Annotated in this window: 18 protein-coding genes and 1 pseudogene; 2 read left to right on the forward strand and 17 right to left on the reverse strand. The window is 55.8% G+C overall.

Annotated elements, in window-relative coordinates; all coding sequences use genetic code 11:
• Nucleotides 1-242: 242 nt before the first annotated feature.
• From U5918_RS05710 to U5918_RS05730, 5 genes and pseudogenes are all read right to left on the reverse strand, one after another.
• A complete protein-coding gene (locus tag U5918_RS05710) occupies nucleotides 243-488 on the reverse strand; it encodes a hypothetical protein (RefSeq protein WP_336000152.1) in 246 nt (81 codons plus the stop codon).
• Nucleotides 488-1,291 carry a polymer-forming cytoskeletal protein gene (locus U5918_RS05715; protein ID WP_336000153.1) on the reverse strand — a complete coding sequence of 268 codons (804 nt, stop codon included), beginning with the start codon at nucleotides 1,289-1,291 and terminating at the stop codon, nucleotides 488-490. Before U5918_RS05715 ends, U5918_RS05710 begins: the two co-directional genes overlap by 1 nt.
• A complete protein-coding gene (locus U5918_RS05720; RefSeq protein ID WP_336000154.1) occupies nucleotides 1,291-2,265 on the reverse strand; it encodes a hypothetical protein in 975 nt (324 codons plus the stop codon). Before U5918_RS05720 ends, U5918_RS05715 begins: the two co-directional genes overlap by 1 nt.
• Nucleotides 2,240-3,910, reverse strand: coding sequence for a hypothetical protein (locus tag U5918_RS05725; RefSeq protein WP_336000156.1), 1,671 nt, complete (start codon nucleotides 3,908-3,910; stop codon nucleotides 2,240-2,242). The genes U5918_RS05720 and U5918_RS05725 overlap by 26 nt, the downstream gene beginning before the upstream one ends.
• A gap of 594 nt (nucleotides 3,911-4,504) precedes the next feature.
• Nucleotides 4,505-4,918, reverse strand: a pseudogene (locus tag U5918_RS05730) (TRAM domain-containing protein).
• A 269-nt stretch (nucleotides 4,919-5,187) separates the two neighbouring features.
• Here U5918_RS05730 and U5918_RS18565 point away from each other — a divergent pair.
• Together U5918_RS18565 and U5918_RS05735 are read left to right on the forward strand one after the other, a co-directional pair.
• Nucleotides 5,188-5,436, forward strand: a complete 249-nt coding sequence (locus U5918_RS18565; protein WP_418771156.1) for a HalOD1 output domain-containing protein — start codon at nucleotides 5,188-5,190, stop codon at nucleotides 5,434-5,436.
• A gap of 223 nt (nucleotides 5,437-5,659) precedes the next feature.
• Nucleotides 5,660-6,025, forward strand: coding sequence for a DUF7344 domain-containing protein (locus tag U5918_RS05735; RefSeq protein ID WP_336000157.1), 366 nt, complete (start codon nucleotides 5,660-5,662; stop codon nucleotides 6,023-6,025).
• 245 nt (nucleotides 6,026-6,270) lie between these two features.
• On the opposite strand, the gene U5918_RS05740 is transcribed toward U5918_RS05735, so the two are convergent.
• The 12 genes from U5918_RS05740 to U5918_RS05795 form a co-directional block, all read right to left on the reverse strand.
• Nucleotides 6,271-6,561, reverse strand: a complete 291-nt coding sequence (locus U5918_RS05740) for a DUF3006 domain-containing protein (RefSeq protein ID WP_336000158.1) — start codon at nucleotides 6,559-6,561, stop codon at nucleotides 6,271-6,273.
• Complete coding sequence (locus tag U5918_RS05745) at nucleotides 6,558-8,015, reverse strand: lamin tail domain-containing protein (RefSeq protein WP_336000159.1); 1,458 nt, start codon at nucleotides 8,013-8,015, stop codon at nucleotides 6,558-6,560. The genes U5918_RS05740 and U5918_RS05745 overlap by 4 nt, the downstream gene beginning before the upstream one ends.
• A 132-nt stretch (nucleotides 8,016-8,147) precedes the next feature.
• Nucleotides 8,148-10,166: a VirB4 family type IV secretion system protein gene (locus tag U5918_RS05750; RefSeq protein WP_336000160.1), complete on the reverse strand. Its 2,019-nt coding sequence runs from the start codon at nucleotides 10,164-10,166 to the stop codon at nucleotides 8,148-8,150.
• On the reverse strand, nucleotides 10,163-11,191 hold the full coding sequence (locus U5918_RS05755; RefSeq protein WP_336000161.1) for a TraC-like domain-containing protein: 1,029 nt from the start codon (nucleotides 11,189-11,191) through the stop codon (nucleotides 10,163-10,165). The genes U5918_RS05750 and U5918_RS05755 overlap by 4 nt, the downstream gene beginning before the upstream one ends.
• Before the next feature lie 9 nt (nucleotides 11,192-11,200).
• Nucleotides 11,201-12,538 carry a TrbL/VirB6 family protein gene (locus tag U5918_RS05760; protein WP_336000162.1) on the reverse strand — a complete coding sequence of 446 codons (1,338 nt, stop codon included), beginning with the start codon at nucleotides 12,536-12,538 and terminating at the stop codon, nucleotides 11,201-11,203.
• Nucleotides 12,531-13,424: a hypothetical protein gene (locus U5918_RS05765; protein ID WP_336000163.1), complete on the reverse strand. Its 894-nt coding sequence runs from the start codon at nucleotides 13,422-13,424 to the stop codon at nucleotides 12,531-12,533. The genes U5918_RS05760 and U5918_RS05765 overlap by 8 nt, the downstream gene beginning before the upstream one ends.
• On the reverse strand, nucleotides 13,425-14,927 hold the full coding sequence (locus U5918_RS05770; protein ID WP_336000164.1) for a DUF8186 domain-containing protein: 1,503 nt from the start codon (nucleotides 14,925-14,927) through the stop codon (nucleotides 13,425-13,427).
• Nucleotides 14,928-15,142: 215 nt separating this feature from the next.
• Nucleotides 15,143-15,388 carry a hypothetical protein gene (locus U5918_RS05775; protein ID WP_253741509.1) on the reverse strand — a complete coding sequence of 82 codons (246 nt, stop codon included), beginning with the start codon at nucleotides 15,386-15,388 and terminating at the stop codon, nucleotides 15,143-15,145.
• A 403-nt stretch (nucleotides 15,389-15,791) separates the two neighbouring features.
• Nucleotides 15,792-16,244: an SWIM zinc finger family protein gene (locus U5918_RS05780; RefSeq protein ID WP_336000165.1), complete on the reverse strand. Its 453-nt coding sequence runs from the start codon at nucleotides 16,242-16,244 to the stop codon at nucleotides 15,792-15,794.
• Between the two features lie 169 nt (nucleotides 16,245-16,413).
• Complete coding sequence (locus tag U5918_RS05785; RefSeq protein WP_336000166.1) at nucleotides 16,414-16,926, reverse strand: PIN domain-containing protein; 513 nt, start codon at nucleotides 16,924-16,926, stop codon at nucleotides 16,414-16,416.
• A complete protein-coding gene (locus U5918_RS05790; RefSeq protein ID WP_336000167.1) occupies nucleotides 16,926-17,228 on the reverse strand; it encodes a hypothetical protein in 303 nt (100 codons plus the stop codon). Before U5918_RS05790 ends, U5918_RS05785 begins: the two co-directional genes overlap by 1 nt.
• 135 nt (nucleotides 17,229-17,363) lie before the next feature.
• Nucleotides 17,364-17,969: a SprT family zinc-dependent metalloprotease gene (locus U5918_RS05795; RefSeq protein ID WP_336000168.1), complete on the reverse strand. Its 606-nt coding sequence runs from the start codon at nucleotides 17,967-17,969 to the stop codon at nucleotides 17,364-17,366.
• Nucleotides 17,970-18,074 lie beyond the last annotated feature (105 nt).

Genomic DNA, 18,074 nt, shown 5'->3' on the forward strand with positions numbered 1-18,074 from the left:
AATGGTTGGTCGCGAGCGACGCGGAGGTTCCGCGAACGAAGTGAGCGGGACGCCGGTGAGCTTGCTCACCGGAAGGCGGCATGCGGCGAGCGGTGCGGGCCGTCACGTAAGCCCAAGCAAGAGGTGTTTTGAATTTTTTGCTCGTTGGAACTACAGTCTCGTGCTGTATTCCTTAGAATTTGAAAGAAAAAGTTCACAGCATCGATTTTTGAACGCAAGGCAAAGAGAGGGTTGGACCAGGCTTACCAAAGGATCCGCAGAAGAACTGCGCTGATCACGCCAATCACGATGACCCAGATGCCGACCCCGGACATCAATCCGAACAGGGGTGGCAAGAGGATACTCCATGCACCACCGATGAGGACGGCGATTATCAGTCCGACGCCAAGCGCCAACACGGCGTTCCATGGCCCGATCGATCGGAATACTTGATAGGCAATATAGAGAGCGGCGAGTGCGGCGAGGGCAATGGGGGCGATGCCGACCATCAGTCCACTGCGAAGCCGGCCTGATCGATATCGAGGGACGACAACACCACATCAATGTCGATCTCCGCCGGGCCCTCACCGTTCATGTCAGCAACGATCTCCATGATAGCAGCCTCGAGTTCTTCGAGTCGGTCAGTCACCTTCTCGAGATTCAGAATACGAGGAGCAAGCGTGAGGTACGTCCGATCGTTTTGGACATACCGATCTTCGTCCGTCATTTGAGGGAGATCCTGACCGTCGTCGTTGGTACCAGTATCGAGCGGACCTAGACCGGCCACCGAAACCGGCGTTTGTAGATCCAGCGGTCCATCGGCTATAACCTGGGGTAAGATCGTGGTGACCTCCATCAGCGTCGTACTGCCGCGGGCCCTGAATGTGTAACAGAGCGAGTCCTCAATCGTCAGCTCCTCGTCACTAGTCGTAATGCCAAGGACGATACAGTTTTCGAGAATCACCTGTGCACCGACGACATTTCCGCGAACGATGCAGTCTGTGAGTCGGACACGCTGACCGGTCACGGTCCCCTCGACATGGACACCATCGCAAACGACTTTGCCGGGTGATCCAACCTCGCCCTGTACATGGCAATCGCTTAATTCGATAGCATCGCTTGCCATGACCGATCCTTCGACGGTTCCATCGGAATCGACATCTATTGTCTCACCATATACTCCACCCTGGACCGTTGCTCCCTCTCGAATCCGGACTGGGCGTCCTAACTCAGCTTGAACAGTGGGAATCAGTTTTCCGTCGTAAGTTTCATTGGCTTCAACGACTGCACGAGTTTTTTCGATATCTGCCATCAGTCCTCACCTCCAGTAGTCTGTACTGGGACCCGGTCTGGCAACGTTTTGCCAAAGACGTCTGCATACGATTGTCCGAACGAGGTTTCGCCGTACTCCGACATAATATCGACCGCCCGGTCCGAAGACAGATAGTCTACGTTGCCCTCGGAGACACCGTCAGCGTCATCCAGAAGACGGTCGGCACCGCCGATTGAAGAGAGTTCAGCCCCACACCAGTTATCGTTCTCTGCAGTCGATAGGTGCGAAGGCGCGACAACATCCCGTTTCGTCACCCCATCAACTTCGTACGTAACAACGTAGTACGGGAACTGCAACTGTCTCACCTCGTCAGTCGTTTTCTCCACGATTGAACCGCTCGTGTGTCGATGTCCGTGGATCTCTTCGACCAATGATTCCTGTCGGTCGATGAAATCCTGAATTGACTCAACTACAGAGTCGGTCGTATCCGTGATTCGTTCGTTGCGTTCCTCTTTGACTGTGACGTTGTGAGACTGGAAGGTTTCCCAGGCCGTCGTCACCTGTTCGACGAACGGCTTCTCGATGCCATCCTCGAATTGCTCTTCGTTAATCTGGAAAATGTGATCGCCGAGTTCACGGATCCGCTCCTCGGCCTTTTGATCAAGTTCTGCGTGTCGTTGCTCATACCGTTCGTCGATATTCTCCAGTCTCTCGTCGAGTTCCGCTCGTTCGATCTCGATCTGTTCTTCTTCTGCATCGATCTGCGGTTCGATCGCCTCGACCTCCATCACGTGTTCCATCATTTTCAGCTCAGCCTGGGCCTGAATGTTCTCCTTGATGGCATCACTGATGGATTGAAATCCTTCCTTGAGCGTCTCTCTGACTTTCTTGACTTCACCGGTGAGTTCGATGACTTCCTCTTTTACTTTGTTCGTTGACTTAATGAGCTGCTTGAGCAACGGGTGAAGGTCATCGCTGCCCGCCATTTCACTTCCCTCCTCGAACTGATGCACCGGTGAGTCGGTCCCACGCGTACCGGGCTTTGTTGATGACGGACGAGGAACTCATTTTCCCCCGCGTGGTGAAATTGTGCTGTTCGACGTGTTGTTCGTACTCCTGCTCCATTTTTGCTTGAGTGCGTGCATCCGCCCGCTCTTGTTCGTGCGCCATCCGTTGGTTCTCCGCTTGTTGTTCGGCGATAAACTTCGCGCGCTCGCGCTGCCGCTCTTCTTCTCTTAGAAGCTCGGCTTTCTGTTTGGCTGCCTGCTCGGCTTCTTCCAGCCGCTCTTGATCCTCGTTCCGGGTTTCCTCAAGGATCTCTTCTGTCTTCTCGTCGATATCTTCGAAACTCTCTTCGACGTCTGTTCGGAACTCTTCTTTTCGCTGTTCGTTGAGGCGATCGTATTTGACCATCAACTCGCCGATTCGATCGACAGTTCCTCTGGACGCTTTCGCCTTCGTCTGAAGGTCTCGGATCTCTGCTCGTAGATCACGGATTCGATCCGTCGCCGAGCGTATCTCCTCCTGACGCTGTTCGAACTCTCGTTCCTTGAGGTCCGATTTTTGATCCTCGATGTTCCCGTATATCTTGCGTCGCTCGTCGTCCTTTTCGGCCCATAGCTGATCCCACACAGGATTGACGAGGTCATCTTTCAGTTCGTGTCGCGGAACCAAATTCTCGGTCTCGTGGTGGGATCGGCAGGTGTCACAGTACCAATCACTGGTCTCCGGATCGGAAAGGGTCACCTGTGAATCGATGTCGTCTCGCAGGCAGTCTGGACAGTAGAAGTTATAGCTCACTATTCCAAACGCGTCGGCGGCAGTCTGGACGTGGTCGTTAAGGAGTTCTACGGCCGTCTCCTGTAATCCCGAGAGATCATCAACAAGCTGTTGACTCCGTTCTGAGATGTCCTCTAGCGCCTCGTCTCCACCGTCTTCAGCCGCTGTCTTCTGGAGCTCGAAAAGCATCTCGACGTCTTCAGTTGCAGTCGTCTCGTCGATAGCCTTCCCCCACTCGAACGTCTCTGAATCGGCCTGTTCGGCGATATATTCGAGCGTCTCACTTTCCGGTGAATCCGCCGGGACGACCGGAACCTCAACGGTCTGCTCCTCCGAAGAATCAAGTGTTTCTTCCACACTTGTAAGAACATCCGTTACCTCCTTTTCTAGATCGTTGGATTCGGGCATGATGACCGGAAATTCATTGATCTCGTCCAGACGCTCGTGGGCATTCTGGATGGGGTCAGTACTGGTGAGACGTTCTAAGTTGAATTCAGTTCTAGGAACCGAGTCCGTGCCGTCGTAGACAACGACACTTTCTGGCCCTCGTGGGATACAATAGCCGTTCCAGTACCCCTTCTCGACCCCCTTGATCTCGATGTCTGAGGACTGTTGATCCGCGTATACATATCCACCTACTGCGATTCCGATGCTTGCGAGAATTACGAACACCCAGAATGGGCTACTGGCAATGACCAGTCCCAAAAGCCCAATTATAGCCCCTATGCCACCTACAATACCGGCACGGTAAACTGTCTGTTTACGATCATCCAGATGTGACTCAAGACGTTCGTTGAGAGCTTCGTTGATAGCTAACACGCGGGCTCTGGTTTCACTGACTGCTGTATCCTTCTCGTAGACAACATCAGTTGCCTTCATTTGTGATACACCCGCAGACAGCTACGTTTGTAATCGACTCTCCAGGCACTGGTATCGCTGTTTCTCGATTTCATGGTTTTCTTTCACGGATTGCTAGCCTGAATGCTAGATTTGCTTGAGAGGGCAACATGAGGGACCAGTTGGAACGGAACGCTCCTGAGGATTGACTACGGAATACTCCCCTTGGGCGATGGAAAGGGCGGTCAGTGTTTGTGGAGGAAAATTTGGATATTTTCGCAGCTTGGTGGCGATCCTGACGGTGGACACTGTTACATCCCCCCACACGCGGCAAGTGTATTTTCCAAATCACATAATTCTAACTATATCCGTAATATCAGCCTAAATTAGCTCTGGCTCGTTTCTGAAGCTGTCTAAAGATAACAAATCAGGTTACATAGTTGGCCAAGAGTAGACGATACCATATCTCGATACCCTCTCATCCAATCTCAGCATCCACTGTCAAGAGCCACTAGAACATCCAGCCGGCCCTTGATTACAGACTGATCAACCGTGTCGTCCAAGCACCCTTTAGAATCTTCATAACGCTGGAAACATAAGCTAGCTCGAAAAAACCAACAGAACCGTGCCTCGACCCTACTCGTAATAGCTGAGGCGCTCGACAACCTCCGCAAAGGCGACGTTCTCCCGCACGTCGGTAATCTCGACGGTGACGCGTTCGCCCTGTTCGGTATCGGGGACGATGACGACGAATCCCCGTTCGACACGGGTAACGCCATCACCCTGTTCGCCGATGTCCTCAATCTCGACGTCCCGTTGTTCCCCAGTCTCGACTGGTGGCGTCTCTGGGCCGGATCTTCGTTCCGACTCGGGCGCAGATCTACTGTTTCCGCTCCGCTCGGAGGCCGGTAGAATCGCCACCCGTTATGTCTCACCGGGCTGCAGGGTACCAAGTTTGATCTCCTGGGCCGGGATTTCGATTACGCCGGACTCATGTTGCGCTTCGAGCTTCGCCGAGAAGAGACACTGGAGTTGATCGGGAATTTCCATCAGTCAGTTTCTGGGCCCGCTTCTGGGGCAGACCACTTGGTTCTACTGCCCAACAGTAACTGGTGAATGAGCTGGTAGCGGCGATACCGGAGAACCGGTTATCTGTCTTCTCACTGGACTCCTTAGACCCCGAGCGATTGCTTTTCTGTCCGATGGTTGAGATCGGCGCCAACCTCCCGAGCACAACAGAGTGATATTCTCGGGTTTTAGGCCATCTCTAAGCGTTCTATCGGAAACGCTTATAGCGCTCACTGTATTGCACTCGTGTGATGGATTCTGACTGCACACAAGTCGGCACGAAAGGGTCTGTGCATCAGCAACCCAACCCAACTGACAAGGTGGTGCGTGCTGTTGCAAGGGCCCAGGACTGTACGAGTACTGATCTCCCTCCATTAGCGTACGTCCTCGATCCAGAGGCGTTAGATAGTCTCGTCCAGAGCGGTTCTACTGTCAAGTTTGAATATAATGGACATCACGTTACAGTGAGCCCCCAAGAGGTCACCGTTCGCGACACGTAGGTCACCATTAGAGTTGGACATTGGCGTAACCGATGGTTTCAGGATAGTACTTCAGCCAGTTCATTCTGCTATCAGTCCACCCCGGCGATAGCCGATCAAGGAGGCTGTGCCGGGGACCTGAAAGGCAACACACCATGTGCAATCGAAACTAGGTCGTGTCCCAGTATGGTCGTTGAATAATTTTGGGGATTGGCTTAATCCGCTACCGTGCCTTCAGGCCAATATGGCAACACAGACTTCCGACGAAGCAGACAGACTCTATCCGCTGCACGTATCAGACCCGTCTCTGAGTCTCGAAATACTGAAAAATGAATCGCGGTGTATTGCGGTCGAGTATCTAGCTACAGCCGAAGACACTGTTTCGATGAGTGAACTGGTAGACCACGTGGTGGAGAAGAAGGACGAACAATCGGAATCGGAAGATACCCACAGGCGGGCGAAGGTCCGATTCCATCACGTGCACCTTCCGAAGATGGAGGATGCAGACCTCCTCCACTTTGATACGGACCACCATACCATCACGCCGATGGAACGGATTCAGCAAGCTGCCCTGTCTCTCAAAGGATTCGCCCTGCCGTCGGCACAGTAGATTCACCGCCGGTAGGCGACCTGCTGGTGGAGCATTCAGGCACGGATCTGTTCTCTTCGATGAGTCTGATTCAACGATGTGAGTCGGTGAGGGAAACCGGAACGGGCGGGACCAATTGTGACGGTGAACGACCGAGAAACCACGTGGTAATCAAGGAGTAGACACAATGCGATTCAGTCGGCGTCAGGTTCGTGGGCGTCGTTCATTGAAGTCCTCCCAGAGCACGGAGCACCGACAACCGTTACTTACTGATCATCGTCGTCATCGGATGGTGGTCGCTGAGATAGCCGATCGAACCGTGACTGGGATTCATCAGTTCGATCGTTCGTCTCCGCTGCCTGGTACGTCGCCGCAGACAGCTCACCAGTTGCAATCTCGACGGTGAACACCGCATCGACGTGCTGCCCATCTTCGGGCAGTTCCTTCTGATCCACCACCAACTCCCCGACCAGGTCTTCCTCACCTTCGACGAGCAGCACCGCCAGTTCGTCCTCGAATCGGTCCAGTACCGCCGTGTGGGTTCCGTCGTCGATCATGAATACTCCTCCTGAATCACGAGTTTACCCGCCTCGTTGCGGACGATAACCGTATCGCCCCCGTTGTTCCAGATCGGACTGCCAGAGCCCCAGTAGAGGTCCGTCTCAGTGTCCTGTCCACTCCCGGTGTGCAACGTGACCTCCGCACCCGGATCCAGTGTAAACTCGGACGGGAACGTGTAGGTGTGATCGGCCGCATCGGCAACGGTCCACCCCGACAGATCCAGTGGCTCGCCACCGCTGTTCTCGAAGACGACGTACTCGTCGTTCAGGTTGTCGTACTCATCGCCGGCAGCCTCTTCGTGAATTTCTGTGATCGAGAGGTCACCACCAGTGTCCTCGGGCGTCGACATGGGTGTCGCCGTCGCCGTCGAAGTGTCAGAACCGTCGTCGGTCACGATGGGTTCCGTCTCACCACCGACGTCGAACACGGTCCGTGTCTGCACTGCACCACCACTGCCAGGAGCGATCGAGTCACCGTCTCGGAGTTCGAGCGGCGACGTCGGTGCAGCCTGCTGAGTCGCGACCTCGATCGCCGACCCGTTACTGGTCAGGACGACGTCACCGTGAGTCGCGGTCCAGTAGGTCTGGATCGACCGTGACGTCAACCGGTCCAACACGGCCTCGTCTGGATGGCCGTACTGGGAGTCGTACGCACTGGAGATCACTGCCAGCCGTGGGGTCGCCGCGTCCAGCAACGCGGCGCTCGAGCTCGTATCACTGCCGTGGTGGCCCGCCTGCAGGACCGACACGTTCAGTGCCGACTCGTACTCGTCGACGAGATACTCCTCGCCTTCGGGGCCGGCGTCACCGGGCAACAGGAAACTCGACCCGCCGTGAGCGACCCGGAGGACGATACTGTTCTCGTTGCGGTCACCGTTAGCGACGTACCCATCCGGTGGTGCGAGCACGTCGACCGATGCCCCCTCGAAGGAAATCCCATCGCCGGCTCGCGTCTGGTACAGCGTCACGTCGTGTTCCTCGATGGCGTCGAGATAGCGTTCGTACGTCTGGCTACTCGACGTGATCCCCGGGTCGTACACGGCACCGACGCCGTCGGCCTCGGTTTCGAAGTAGTCGATTACCGCCGCGTGCCCACCGATGTGGTCTGCGTCGGCGTGAGTCGTAACCAGGTGATCGATGCGCTCCATGTCGTTGTCGCGCAGGTACTCGAGAACGTACTCCCCGTCGTCCTGCCAGTCGCCACTGTCGATCAGTATCGTCTCGTTATTCGGCCCGACGACCAGCGTGCTCGACCCCTGGTCGACGTTGATGAAGTGGACCGAGAGCGAGCCATTCGCACTCGCGACAGTCGGCGTTCCAGTAGTCGATCCATCCCCAGTTGTGCCCGGTGTCGACGCCGGTGTTCCGTCCATCCCGACGTCCGTCATGCTCCCGCAACCGGCGAGGGCGACGAGGAAAGCAACGAGAACGACAGCAGCCCATCTTCGCATACAGTACAACGGGGAGGGCCAGCCGAATAGGTCTGCTGGCATCGTTGGTCGCCGGAAGAATTTGGATCCCTGACCGTTTCACGGGAAGGGTGAGTGTGGCCCGATCACCAGATGGAATCTGCAATCAGAAACTCACGTATCTACCCCTGAGTCAAGCATTCTCTTCTCGAATCCACTTGCTCGCACTCGCAACGGGAACCAGCCCTCTTCATCGATTCCAAGCAATGCTTCCGAGAACCCGTCTTCGTCGTTTCCGGCTTTCGCCGTGCGAACCCAGTTCACCTCACGCTCGCTTAGCCCAAACCACTCGGCCAGTTTCTCGGCTTCTTCGTTTACCCGGTGGATCAGTGTCATCGAACACAGATTTGCGATCGTCTGTGCCTGCGGTGTGAGCGTGAACTCACCACCCGTCTGCGTGATGAAGTGAAGCGAAAGGTCGTAGTGGCGACTGTGCCTGACAGCCATCTCCAGAAACTCCAGTGAGGTCGCATCGTTCATCAGGTAGTGGGCTTCGTCGATGACGAACACGACCCGTTTGTCCGTCTGTTTCGCCCGTTCGTAGACGGCATTGAACAGGACGGACATCATCAGACTCGTTTCAGTTCTTCCGCGGGCTCCTTCTTCCTGGTGCAAATCCAGATAGAGTACCTTCGAGTCCAGATCGAACTCAGTGGCTTGGGCGAGATTCGCCAGGTCACCATCCGGCCGGAACGACGGCCGCAGATCCGTCAGCAAAGATTGGGCATCCTCTCGAACCCCTTCCTGCTCGCTGGCCGTCGGATAACCAAATGAGACCGGATCATCCAGTAGATCTTCGAGAACAGCGATTACGTCCCGAATCGTCGGCGACTCGTGATGGTGGGTCTCCGGATCGCGCGTGATCCCCTGGCGCTCGTAGGCTTCCTGCACCGCACGCCTGAGCGTCTGCTTACGCTCCTCAAGGGGATTGTTGGCGATGTGGGTGAAGAAGGTATCACAGAAGGTCAGCACCCAGCTGATCTGTTCGGCCCACGGGTCCAGATCGGGAACTCGATCTAGAACATGCTGTGGTGTCGACTGCAGCTCAAGTGGGTTGAACCCACGCCGACCGCCAACGGTGATTCGCTCGCCACCGAGGGCTTCGTTCACGCCTGCAAATCCCTCCATCGGGTCGAGCATGACGATCAGCGTTTCCGGATCGTACATCGCCCGCCTGAGCAGTTGCAACTTTGTCGAGAAGGATTTCCCTGCACCCAACTGGCCGATAACCATCGTACAGTAGCCCGTCTCCCGATTGAATCGATCGAGAATGAGCGGGCTCTCGTTGAGTGCATAGGTACCGTACTCGACACCGGGTTCAGCGAACGACCCCGAGACAAACGGGAACATCGCCCCGACAGCGCCGGCGAGCATCGGCGTCTTGGCATCCAGTGACTCGTCAAGTTTGTCGACACCGATAGGACTGGCCGAGATGAGCGACTCCGTCTGTGCCCACCGTGGCGTGACGGGTGTGAGATTTGCAGGCGCACGTCTCGTTGCTTTCCGAACAGCGTCGGTCTCTAACTCATCACGTTCTGCAGCGCCAGTCGTGAGATACATCGAGGCGTCGAAGGCCCGCATCGACGTATTCCGGAGGACGTCGTACAGTTCGCGGTGATCTTCGAGGTCTTTCTGGATACCCCGAGCGCTGGCTCTGTGTTTCTCGGAGAGGTACTCGAATTCAGCTTCCAGATCCTCTAATTGGTTCTCCAGCGAATCGAGTGTACTCTGGGTATCCCGCGGGTCAAGATGCATCGAGATATCCGTCCGCCGGGTTTCGCCCGTCGAATAGAGCGCTTCGAGCAAGCCATCGGCTGGTGCATCCGCGAACTCGCCGATCCACTGTGTCTGGAGCCATCGGTTGCCCGCTCGAATCGCACCCGGCGTCTTCTCGATTGCTGATGGTGCGATAATCGACGAATGAACGTCTGACTCTTCTTGGAGTGGACTATTCGGCGTCTCGTGGGTCACCGAGAACGGCGATGTATCGTCCGTGTCTGACTCGGGTTCGATAGAGTGGCCTGTAGTTTCAGCATCAGTCGTTTCTTGTTCGGCTGATTGGGCCTCAGCGTCTGTCTCGGGTTGTTCTTGGGAGGTATCGTCTTCCTTCACGTGTTCGATATCGCTGCTCATTGGGCAGCCCTCTCAGCGTCAAGAATCGAGCGCACCTGGAAGGCTTTCTCCGAGTCGCCATACTCAATCTGCTCACCGGCCCAGAACGAGGCCAACAATTCAACGGCTTCTGTCGCAGGGACTGCCCGCGCCCCACAGCCTTCGATCTCACGAAGGCCGCGTTCAATTCGAGAAAGTCGCTGTTCGAGCGTCCCGAACATGGCATCGCGCTGCTCGTTTCGGGAGGGCGCTAACCAAACGCGAACGAGCGTTCCGAGGAGGGGTACCCGAGCGAGTTTTCCGACGAGGCTTTCGTGTTCGAATTGTACTTCTTCGGGCGCGATCGTGACGATCACGTAGTGATCACGGATCGTCATCTGGCGCTGTTCGAGGTCGGTCTCGTACCACTCAATATAGTTCTCGATCAAGGCGGCGAGTTGCGGATTAGCCTTCACGTCGTCATCGCCGAGTCGTGATTCGTAGTGTGCGAGGTACTCCTCGACAGGGAAGTCCCGCGTTGTCGAGTAGATCTGGATCGGAAATTCGACGACCGTGTTCAGGAAGTCCTGAAAGGCGTCTGCTTTCTGTGCCCACTGCGCTCCCGTCGCGAGGGCCATGTTGGGTGGCTCGACTTGAATCAATCCGACGAGCGCTCCGTCAGTCCGCTCTATGGCATTCTGATCTGGGTGGATGCGTTCGACCTGTGTATATTCCTTTGCGTCGTCGTGTTCGAGTTCGGTGTCGTTCGAATAGAAGCTGATCACCGTCTGGAGCCAGTCTAGACTGGTCGTATAATTCGGCGTCAGTGAGACGAAGATCGCCCCAATCGTAATCGCCACACCGGCAATCGGGAGCGTCAGCGTCTGGATCGAATAGCCGGCGATGATTGCTGTGGGAAAGAGTAGTTGCGTACAGAGGACGACGAGGACGCCCGGGAAGAGTGCCACGGCAACGTCGGTCAGACTGTAGCTACCGATGAGGTTCGCGTCAGTGTTGAGTGATTTTGGAATGCGCTTCGACGGATCGGAGTGCGGAGTATCTGCCATTAGTTGATGTTAGTTGATGTACCGTGGTCGGTCGTCGTCGCTATTGCTGTCAGTACTGGATCGAGATCTACGCGTTCGGGGCCGGTCTCGATCACGGAGTGTCTCGAAATTCGTCGATTTGTTCTGCTGGGTTCGGTCGGCTGTCCCGGGTGCACTCGAATCAGTCGTAGTCGAGGCGTCAGCGCCAGAATTCGGAGTATGGTCATCGGGGCCCTGGCCAGGACTTGCACTCGAGCCAGTCGTTCCACCGCTACTACCTCCGCCACCCTTTCGAGTGTTGGAGGTACTCTGCAATCGCTGTGTCGCGTCAGCGAGTTGTTTCCCTGCAGCGTGAGCGCGTGAGTCACCGGAGCCAAGAACAGACTGCCCGTTGGGTTTGATCGCTGGCTTCCCGTCCATACCACGCGAGAAGTTTCTCGTCCCGTGAGCCGTACGCGAGCCAACATCGCGCGATTTAGTGACTCGGTTTCGAGCTTGTGACCCCGACAGTCGTTGGGAAGCACGGTCTGCAACGAAGAAGATCGCACCTGCCTGCCAGAACAGCACCAGTGGTGAGATAACTGCGATCAGTGGAATCACGAGTGCCGTCAGCCACAGACCGAATCCACCCATCGAGACGCTGAAGCTCGATCCCAGAAGCGCACCGAGTCGGAATAGGATCGCGACCGGGATCGTCATGAACAGGAACGGTACGTAGAATCCCGAGAGCCGGCTCACGAATCGCGATACAAGCGTGAACGGCCCGACGCCAGGAACCCAGAGTGCGATCAAAATCGGCATCATGAGGACGAAGAGATACAGCACGACCTCACGAGCGAGATAGATCAGTGCGATCAGTACGAAGAGAACGAAATCTGCAGAGAGCGTAAGGACGAGACCGAGTACGCCCATCGAACTGAACGAAAGTGTCTCGAAGAGCGCGATATCCGACAGTGACGGGACGATAATCTCAGCCAGCGCACTCATAAACCGAAGTGAGAGAGCGGCGATCCACCACCACATGAGAATACCGAGAAGGCCAGTGAAAGCTCGCTTCTTGAGCTTCGTTCGGTGGTAACTACTGAATAGGTGACTCGTCATCTCGAAGAAGATTACCAAGCCGATCGAGACCGCCCAGAGAAACAGCGACAATGGGATCATGCTCTCCCAGTAGTACTCGTAGATCGCGGGCCAGGCACCGTTCGTCGGCGGCCCGAAGACGGAGTTCGGATGGGGTGTTCCGACAATTATGTCTACTAAGTCGGATCCGTAGTCCTCAATGAGTTTAGTGATTGGGCTAAAGAGACCTCGAAGAACCTCTTTGAGAGCATCGACAATGACATCACCCAGTGCGCTGAAATCAGCCATCGCTATCCTCCTCGATTAGATCAAGCTGAACCTCTGTGCAGGAGTAACGGCGACCATACCTCCCCTGCTCTATTTTTCCACCAGCGTCAAATTGGGCAGTTGCACGAACGTTGTTCCCATCTGCGAGACCAGCAATGATTCCTATTTGACCAGATAGATTAGCACACCCACTGTGCTCATTTGTGGAGAACAGAAGCGCCTCTTCGTCTGGCACATATGTTTGGTCTCCATCAGAAGGAATCAAGATCTTCTCTGGCGTTTCAGGTTCTGTATAAGTTGGAATGCTTGAATGGCCCCGTAGATCGTGATTTGCAGCAAAGTATGGGGAGTCCTCAAAGACGATATCGGATACCCAAGTTGGCCCGGTTCCGCTGTTATGAACCGTGACTTCGATTTTGGCGTACTCTTGATCGAATTTTCCATTCCTATACTGCTTGACTTCTGTAATCTCCAGATCCGGGTTCAAATCAATCGCTACCGTATCGCTGATCGATCCATCTGAGATGAGTGCTAACTCGTGGGTACCTGGCGTATAGTGGGAGTAGCGACCCATAACCGACGGGATTTCGATGATCTGCAGACGCACCGTTGTCTCTCCTGTCGCGACCGATGTCGACGTGTAGAGACTCCCCTCTGGATCGAGCAGATTCAACTTCGAGATGTCGTGTCCGTCGACGAGTCGAACGACGATGTCCTGACCCTCGAACCCAATCGCCTGCACGAGTGAACTCTGGGCAGCCAATCCGTCTTCGCGAGCGTCCGGATTGGACTCTTGATCTGTCTCACCTGAACCGAGACAGCCCGCAACGCTCGTGAGGAGACCGACTGATCCGAGGCGAACGAACGACCGACGGGAGAGACGGGTACGTCCCGAAGAATCCTCCATTTAGACACCCCTCCACGGTGGCCAGACACGCCATCCAGTGATCCGGTCGATGAGATACACCCCGACCAGAAACAGCGACACTGGAACGGCGAACCGAAACAGCGTCGCTAACCACTCAAGAACAGTTCCACGAGCATAGACCACGTCCGAATCAGCCATGTAGCCCGGCGTGTCCCACCACCAGAAACTCGGAACGTATCGCCCAGCAATCGAACCATCTCCCCTGGGGAGCGTCGTGATGACCGTTCCGTTTCTCGTGGTGTTGAATCGCTCACCTGCGATTATCACGTATCCATCACGGTCTCCAGTTTCAACTGGGTCACCGGTCGCGTTCGATCGGAGTGTCGCCTTGATCCGAATCGTCGACGCATCACGGTCGAGAATTTCGAGTGTAAAGTTGCTCTCGGAGAGTTCCATCTCCTCGAATGACGAGAAGGGGCGTTCGGCTGTCACACCACGTACCAGACCCGTTGCAACCACCGGGTCAGGATCCCGATCCGTCTTCGTTCGCGTCGCGATTCCAAAGCTCGCTGTGTATGGTTCCGTGAGTGTATCGAGGTTGATCGCGTCGGGGAGCGCCCCCGGTTGAGTTTGCTCGCCGTAGGTTTCGAGGATCGTCACGTTCGCACGCGGTGATGGAGTCGGCCCAGTCTCGATCGGGTAGGCCGTCACCTGCAGTGGCTGTGCTGGCGAGGAGATTCGTTTCTGGCCGTCGTCACTCGATTGAACGAGTGAGTCCCACTCTGTGTCACGAGCGCTATAGAAGCGCCAGACACCGCGGACCTCGCCATTCGGGAGCGCGTGTCCAAGCCATGGGTAGTTCTTGTAGACGACGAGTCCCAGATCACCATTTGGATAGGTCGTCCGATACCCCGAAATATCGAGATCGTAGACTGTCACATTCTGCGAGTCCCGAACTGTGAGGGTCTCCGAATCAGGCTCCAGTTCTCTGTCGAAATCGATACAGGCCCTGCCATATCGGTTGTACTGGTTGCAATTCTCCAGAATGTGGATCAGATCAACCCTGATATCGGCTTCCAGCGTGAGGGTCAGATTCACACTACGATAGCTATCGAGGTCCTCGAATGGGACAGTCACTCGCTGTGAGCCAGACTGGCGTGACAGAACCTCGCCGTCGACGAGGAGTCGCACTTCAGAGACCTCGTGAGAGCGAAGGTTCCAGAAATTACGCTCGCCCAGCATCGCAGTGGGCTCCTCGATTTCGAGGCGGTAATCGACCGACCCCAGTACGGATCCCGATGGGCCAACGAACAAGGGCTTCTCACCTTCTTGGATGCGCGCTCGTGTCGAGGGTTGGACGGCGAAGATATTCGCGGTTGCATCCTTCAGGAACGATCCATCCGTGAGGGTCGCATTCGGTGGATAGACCGACTGCTCTCGACCCGTGTTTGGAACGTCACCCAGATCCCCTCGATTCCACTGCTCGACAGTAGCCGGAGGTTCATCAAGTGGGATGTCCGTCCCGTTCGCGAGGACAGCCATCGCCGATCGCGCTCGCGGGCCGGTCACGTTTGCCGGTGAGACGAAAGCATCTCGATCGCCCGACCAGAGGACATGAAACGTTTCATTCGAGAGTCCGTGATCGGTCTGGTTCGGTGGCGACCGCGATGCAGGCGCATAGGCAGTCGTTGCAGTGGCTGTCGAGACGAGCGTCACGAATAGGATGACGCTCAATCCAATCCCACCGACGAGGGATTTCAGAAGCCGCAACTTGCCCCACCTGCAACGACGTTGTTCAGGAGGAACTGCAGGATCACCGTTGCCAGCGGTGCAACGATCACACCCCAGATGAGACCCTGATTCCGGATTTCCTTGATCTCCTTTTTCAGATCCGCACGGCGGACGGCCGGCGTCGCAACCGTCGCACCCAGAAAGATCGTCCCGCCGAGTAGCGGGCCACCGAACTGGATGATGGTGAAGATGTTGCGGACGGTTTCTGCCATATCAGTCGAGCAGAAGTCGTTCCCGACTGACTGGGCCAGGACGGGGTCGACAGCGACGACACTCAGGAGAAATCCGGTGAGAATTGTCCACCGAACTGTGCGGACAGATGGACTGATTGAACAACGAATCGACAACGAACCTGCAGTATCTGTAGTATCAGCTGACATAGTTGCTACTCAGGGAGTCACTTTGCGTCGAACCCCACCCAAGGATGGAATTGACCGCAACGCGACGAGTACATCTGATCTGGTGAATGGGTGGGATATAAACCTATAGATTCGATCGTTGTATGGCGTTTTTCGTGAGTAAGGCGCAACTATCTTAGTAGCAATTGACTCCTAAACTTGCCATCCAGTGTAGCATTCTGACATAACCACTTCGCGTCTGGGGATGGTGCTGATATTACTCTGGCAGTGGCTTTTTACCAGTTCTCACACATTCCCAACAGGGGAAATCCTCGAAGCACTCCTCGCACTCGTCTGGGTCTGTCTGAGAAGCTATAGGGGAATCGTCGGCGGTCGTCCTGTCCCCAATGGGACGCTCGTCTGTACGAGTGGTTCCACCATCGGCTGCGACGCGGGTCGTCGCTGCATCGAGGATCGGCTTGCGGATCGCAACGGCGACGCGGTGTTTGCAGGCACCCTCGAAGCGGGCATCCGCTGGACAGGTGCAGTGTGTGGGGAGCCCATCCCTGATCGTGATGAGATATTCGTGATCCTCGGGATTTGCGTAGCTACCGTTTCGCACCTGGACGCCCCCGGGAGTGAGCGTGTACTCGAAGGCTTCGTACTGGGCACGCTTTCGGACACGGTTCGTGAACTGAAGTCTGGCAAGTGGATTGTCTGTCTTCGACATTCGTATTTCAGGACACATCGATCGATGTGCCCCGCGCCCCTCGCGGGGCACCAACAAAACACGATACGGATGCAGGATAGCCACGCTGTTCCCAAACCCACCGGTAAGCGGCTGTTTCAATTGTCGTAGACCGTGCGGTAACAGAGAATCGGGGCCGCTGTCGTCAGTCTCAGGACTCTGAAAGCAACGAGCGAGCCCGTTGTACGTAGCTGTTCGCGTCCCAACTGCGGGCGTCGCTGATCTCATCGAGGAGCAACCGTGCATCAGAAGCTGACAACTGCTCGGTTCGAACGAGAATCGAGAGTAGTGTCGGGGTCGTGACAAGCCGGGTATCAGCGAGCGAGGCGTGAATCAAGCCAAGCTGATTGAATTCGTCACAGAGCAACAGGGCGACATCGAGTTCGTTCGCAAGTTTGACGGCAGCGTTTTCGCCATCATCGAGCGGAAACTCGGCATCAAGGTTAACTGACCGCGTCTCCAGCGCATCAGTTCGGTCAAGGACGGTGCTTGCAGCACGGCCGTGTGTATCATCGTAGGAGGCGATCTCTCGGAGTTCCTCGATAACAACCGTTGGGACGACAACCTCATATTGGGCAAGACAGATTCCGAGTGGGTCGGGATCGTCCGTAGCAACGACTCCGAGACTGACGAGAGCAGAGGCATCTGCGACGAGTGGCGACATTATGCGTCAGCGACTTCGTCGATAAAATCCTCGTCCAACTGTTGTTTCAATACCCGGAGATTCGCCGCCTCTTCGGCACCGACGAGCGCTTTGAGCTGTTCGAAGGTGATCTCGTTGTCGTAGTACGCGGCCGCAATCTCCTGGGTGAGTGCATCGTCGTGCGTAGCCTCCTGAAGATACTCTCGAAGGGCAGTCAGGAGGATATCCGTCCGGTCTTCTCCCAGGACCGCTGCGAGGGCGTCAGTTCGGTCAACGAGCCTGTGTGGTGCTCGGAACTGGACGCGTTTCTTCTCGCTACTCATTATGTGTACATTGTGAGCCAGACTACTTAGCCCTTCTCGTGTGTACAGTGTGAGCCAAAACAACTTGCACAGATCTAGCCAGTGTGTGGAAAACAGCCCCTTTGCGGTTGTGCAGAGAACAGTCAAATTACAGCTCTACCAATCGTCCCCCAGCCACTCTCGAACTCGTTCGTACTCATCGTTCGTCCGCCAGCACGCACCAGAGTCGACGTGTCGGACCTCATAGCGACTCTTACAGCGACCACACCGGTACCCGTCATCGGGATGGGTCACTGACTTTGAGGCACGGTGTCGATCGAGGTGCCAGCCACAGTCTGCATTGATGCAGACGAGTTGGAGACGAGCCTCAGTGAACGGCCGACAATAGCGTGGTGCACCGATCTCTCGAGCCTTCTGGAGAAATCGCTCCCCATGCGTGGATTCGCCGAAGTGCTGGAACTCCCAGGCATGGATGAGTTCGTGTCGAATCGTTCCGGTGAACTCCGCCCACCCGTATTCTTCGTAGGCAGCCCAGGCAAGTGTGATCGTAATCTGTTCTGTGAGGTGGTTGTACTCGCAACAGCCCGCATAGCGCTTTGCTCGCTGGGAAATCTTCCAGTCAATCAGCGGAACGTCGACGTCGAGGTCGACAGCTCGTGCGTATTCAGGGGCCCGTTCGAGCAGCGCTGCTTTGCTTTGGGGATCTTGTTTCTGAGTCGGTCGGTGAAATCGATTAGCGTCGAGTGTCGTCTGTTTTCTCACGAGTGCTCAGGGGCACACGAAATGCGCCCTCGCCCCGCAGGGCGCACACAACAGAGAGCAGCTAGCGCCGGTCTCAGCAAAGTTGGAACCAATCCCGTCGTCGGT

This window comes from Halorientalis sp. LT38 (assembly GCF_037031225.1).
Taxonomy (GTDB): Archaea; Halobacteriota; Halobacteria; order Halobacteriales; family Haloarculaceae; genus Halorientalis; species Halorientalis halophila.

Bases quoted from the DNA above. Each gene is read 5' to 3' on its own strand.
- U5918_RS05710 (WP_336000152.1), bottom strand. From the start codon at position 488: ATGGTCGGCATCGCCCCCATTGCCCTCGCCGCACTCGCCGCTCTCTAT.
- U5918_RS05715 (WP_336000153.1), bottom strand. From the start codon at position 1,291: ATGGCAGATATCGAAAAAACTCGTGCAGTCGTTGAAGCCAATGAAACT.
- U5918_RS05725 (WP_336000156.1), bottom strand. From the start codon at position 3,910: ATGAAGGCAACTGATGTTGTCTACGAGAAGGATACAGCAGTCAGTGAA.
- U5918_RS18565 (WP_418771156.1), top strand. From the start codon at position 5,188: ATGGATTCTGACTGCACACAAGTCGGCACGAAAGGGTCTGTGCATCAG.
- U5918_RS05735 (WP_336000157.1), top strand. From the start codon at position 5,660: ATGGCAACACAGACTTCCGACGAAGCAGACAGACTCTATCCGCTGCAC.
- U5918_RS05740 (WP_336000158.1), bottom strand. From the start codon at position 6,561: ATGATCGACGACGGAACCCACACGGCGGTACTGGACCGATTCGAGGAC.
- U5918_RS05745 (WP_336000159.1), bottom strand. From the start codon at position 8,015: ATGCGAAGATGGGCTGCTGTCGTTCTCGTTGCTTTCCTCGTCGCCCTC.
- U5918_RS05750 (WP_336000160.1), bottom strand. From the start codon at position 10,166: ATGAGCAGCGATATCGAACACGTGAAGGAAGACGATACCTCCCAAGAA.
- U5918_RS05755 (WP_336000161.1), bottom strand. From the start codon at position 11,191: ATGGCAGATACTCCGCACTCCGATCCGTCGAAGCGCATTCCAAAATCA.
- U5918_RS05760 (WP_336000162.1), bottom strand. From the start codon at position 12,538: ATGGCTGATTTCAGCGCACTGGGTGATGTCATTGTCGATGCTCTCAAA.
- U5918_RS05765 (WP_336000163.1), bottom strand. From the start codon at position 13,424: ATGGAGGATTCTTCGGGACGTACCCGTCTCTCCCGTCGGTCGTTCGTT.
- U5918_RS05770 (WP_336000164.1), bottom strand. From the start codon at position 14,927: ATGGCTGTCCTCGCGAACGGGACGGACATCCCACTTGATGAACCTCCG.
- U5918_RS05775 (WP_253741509.1), bottom strand. From the start codon at position 15,388: ATGGCAGAAACCGTCCGCAACATCTTCACCATCATCCAGTTCGGTGGC.
- U5918_RS05780 (WP_336000165.1), bottom strand. From the start codon at position 16,244: ATGTCGAAGACAGACAATCCACTTGCCAGACTTCAGTTCACGAACCGT.
- U5918_RS05785 (WP_336000166.1), bottom strand. From the start codon at position 16,926: ATGTCGCCACTCGTCGCAGATGCCTCTGCTCTCGTCAGTCTCGGAGTC.
- U5918_RS05790 (WP_336000167.1), bottom strand. From the start codon at position 17,228: ATGAGTAGCGAGAAGAAACGCGTCCAGTTCCGAGCACCACACAGGCTC.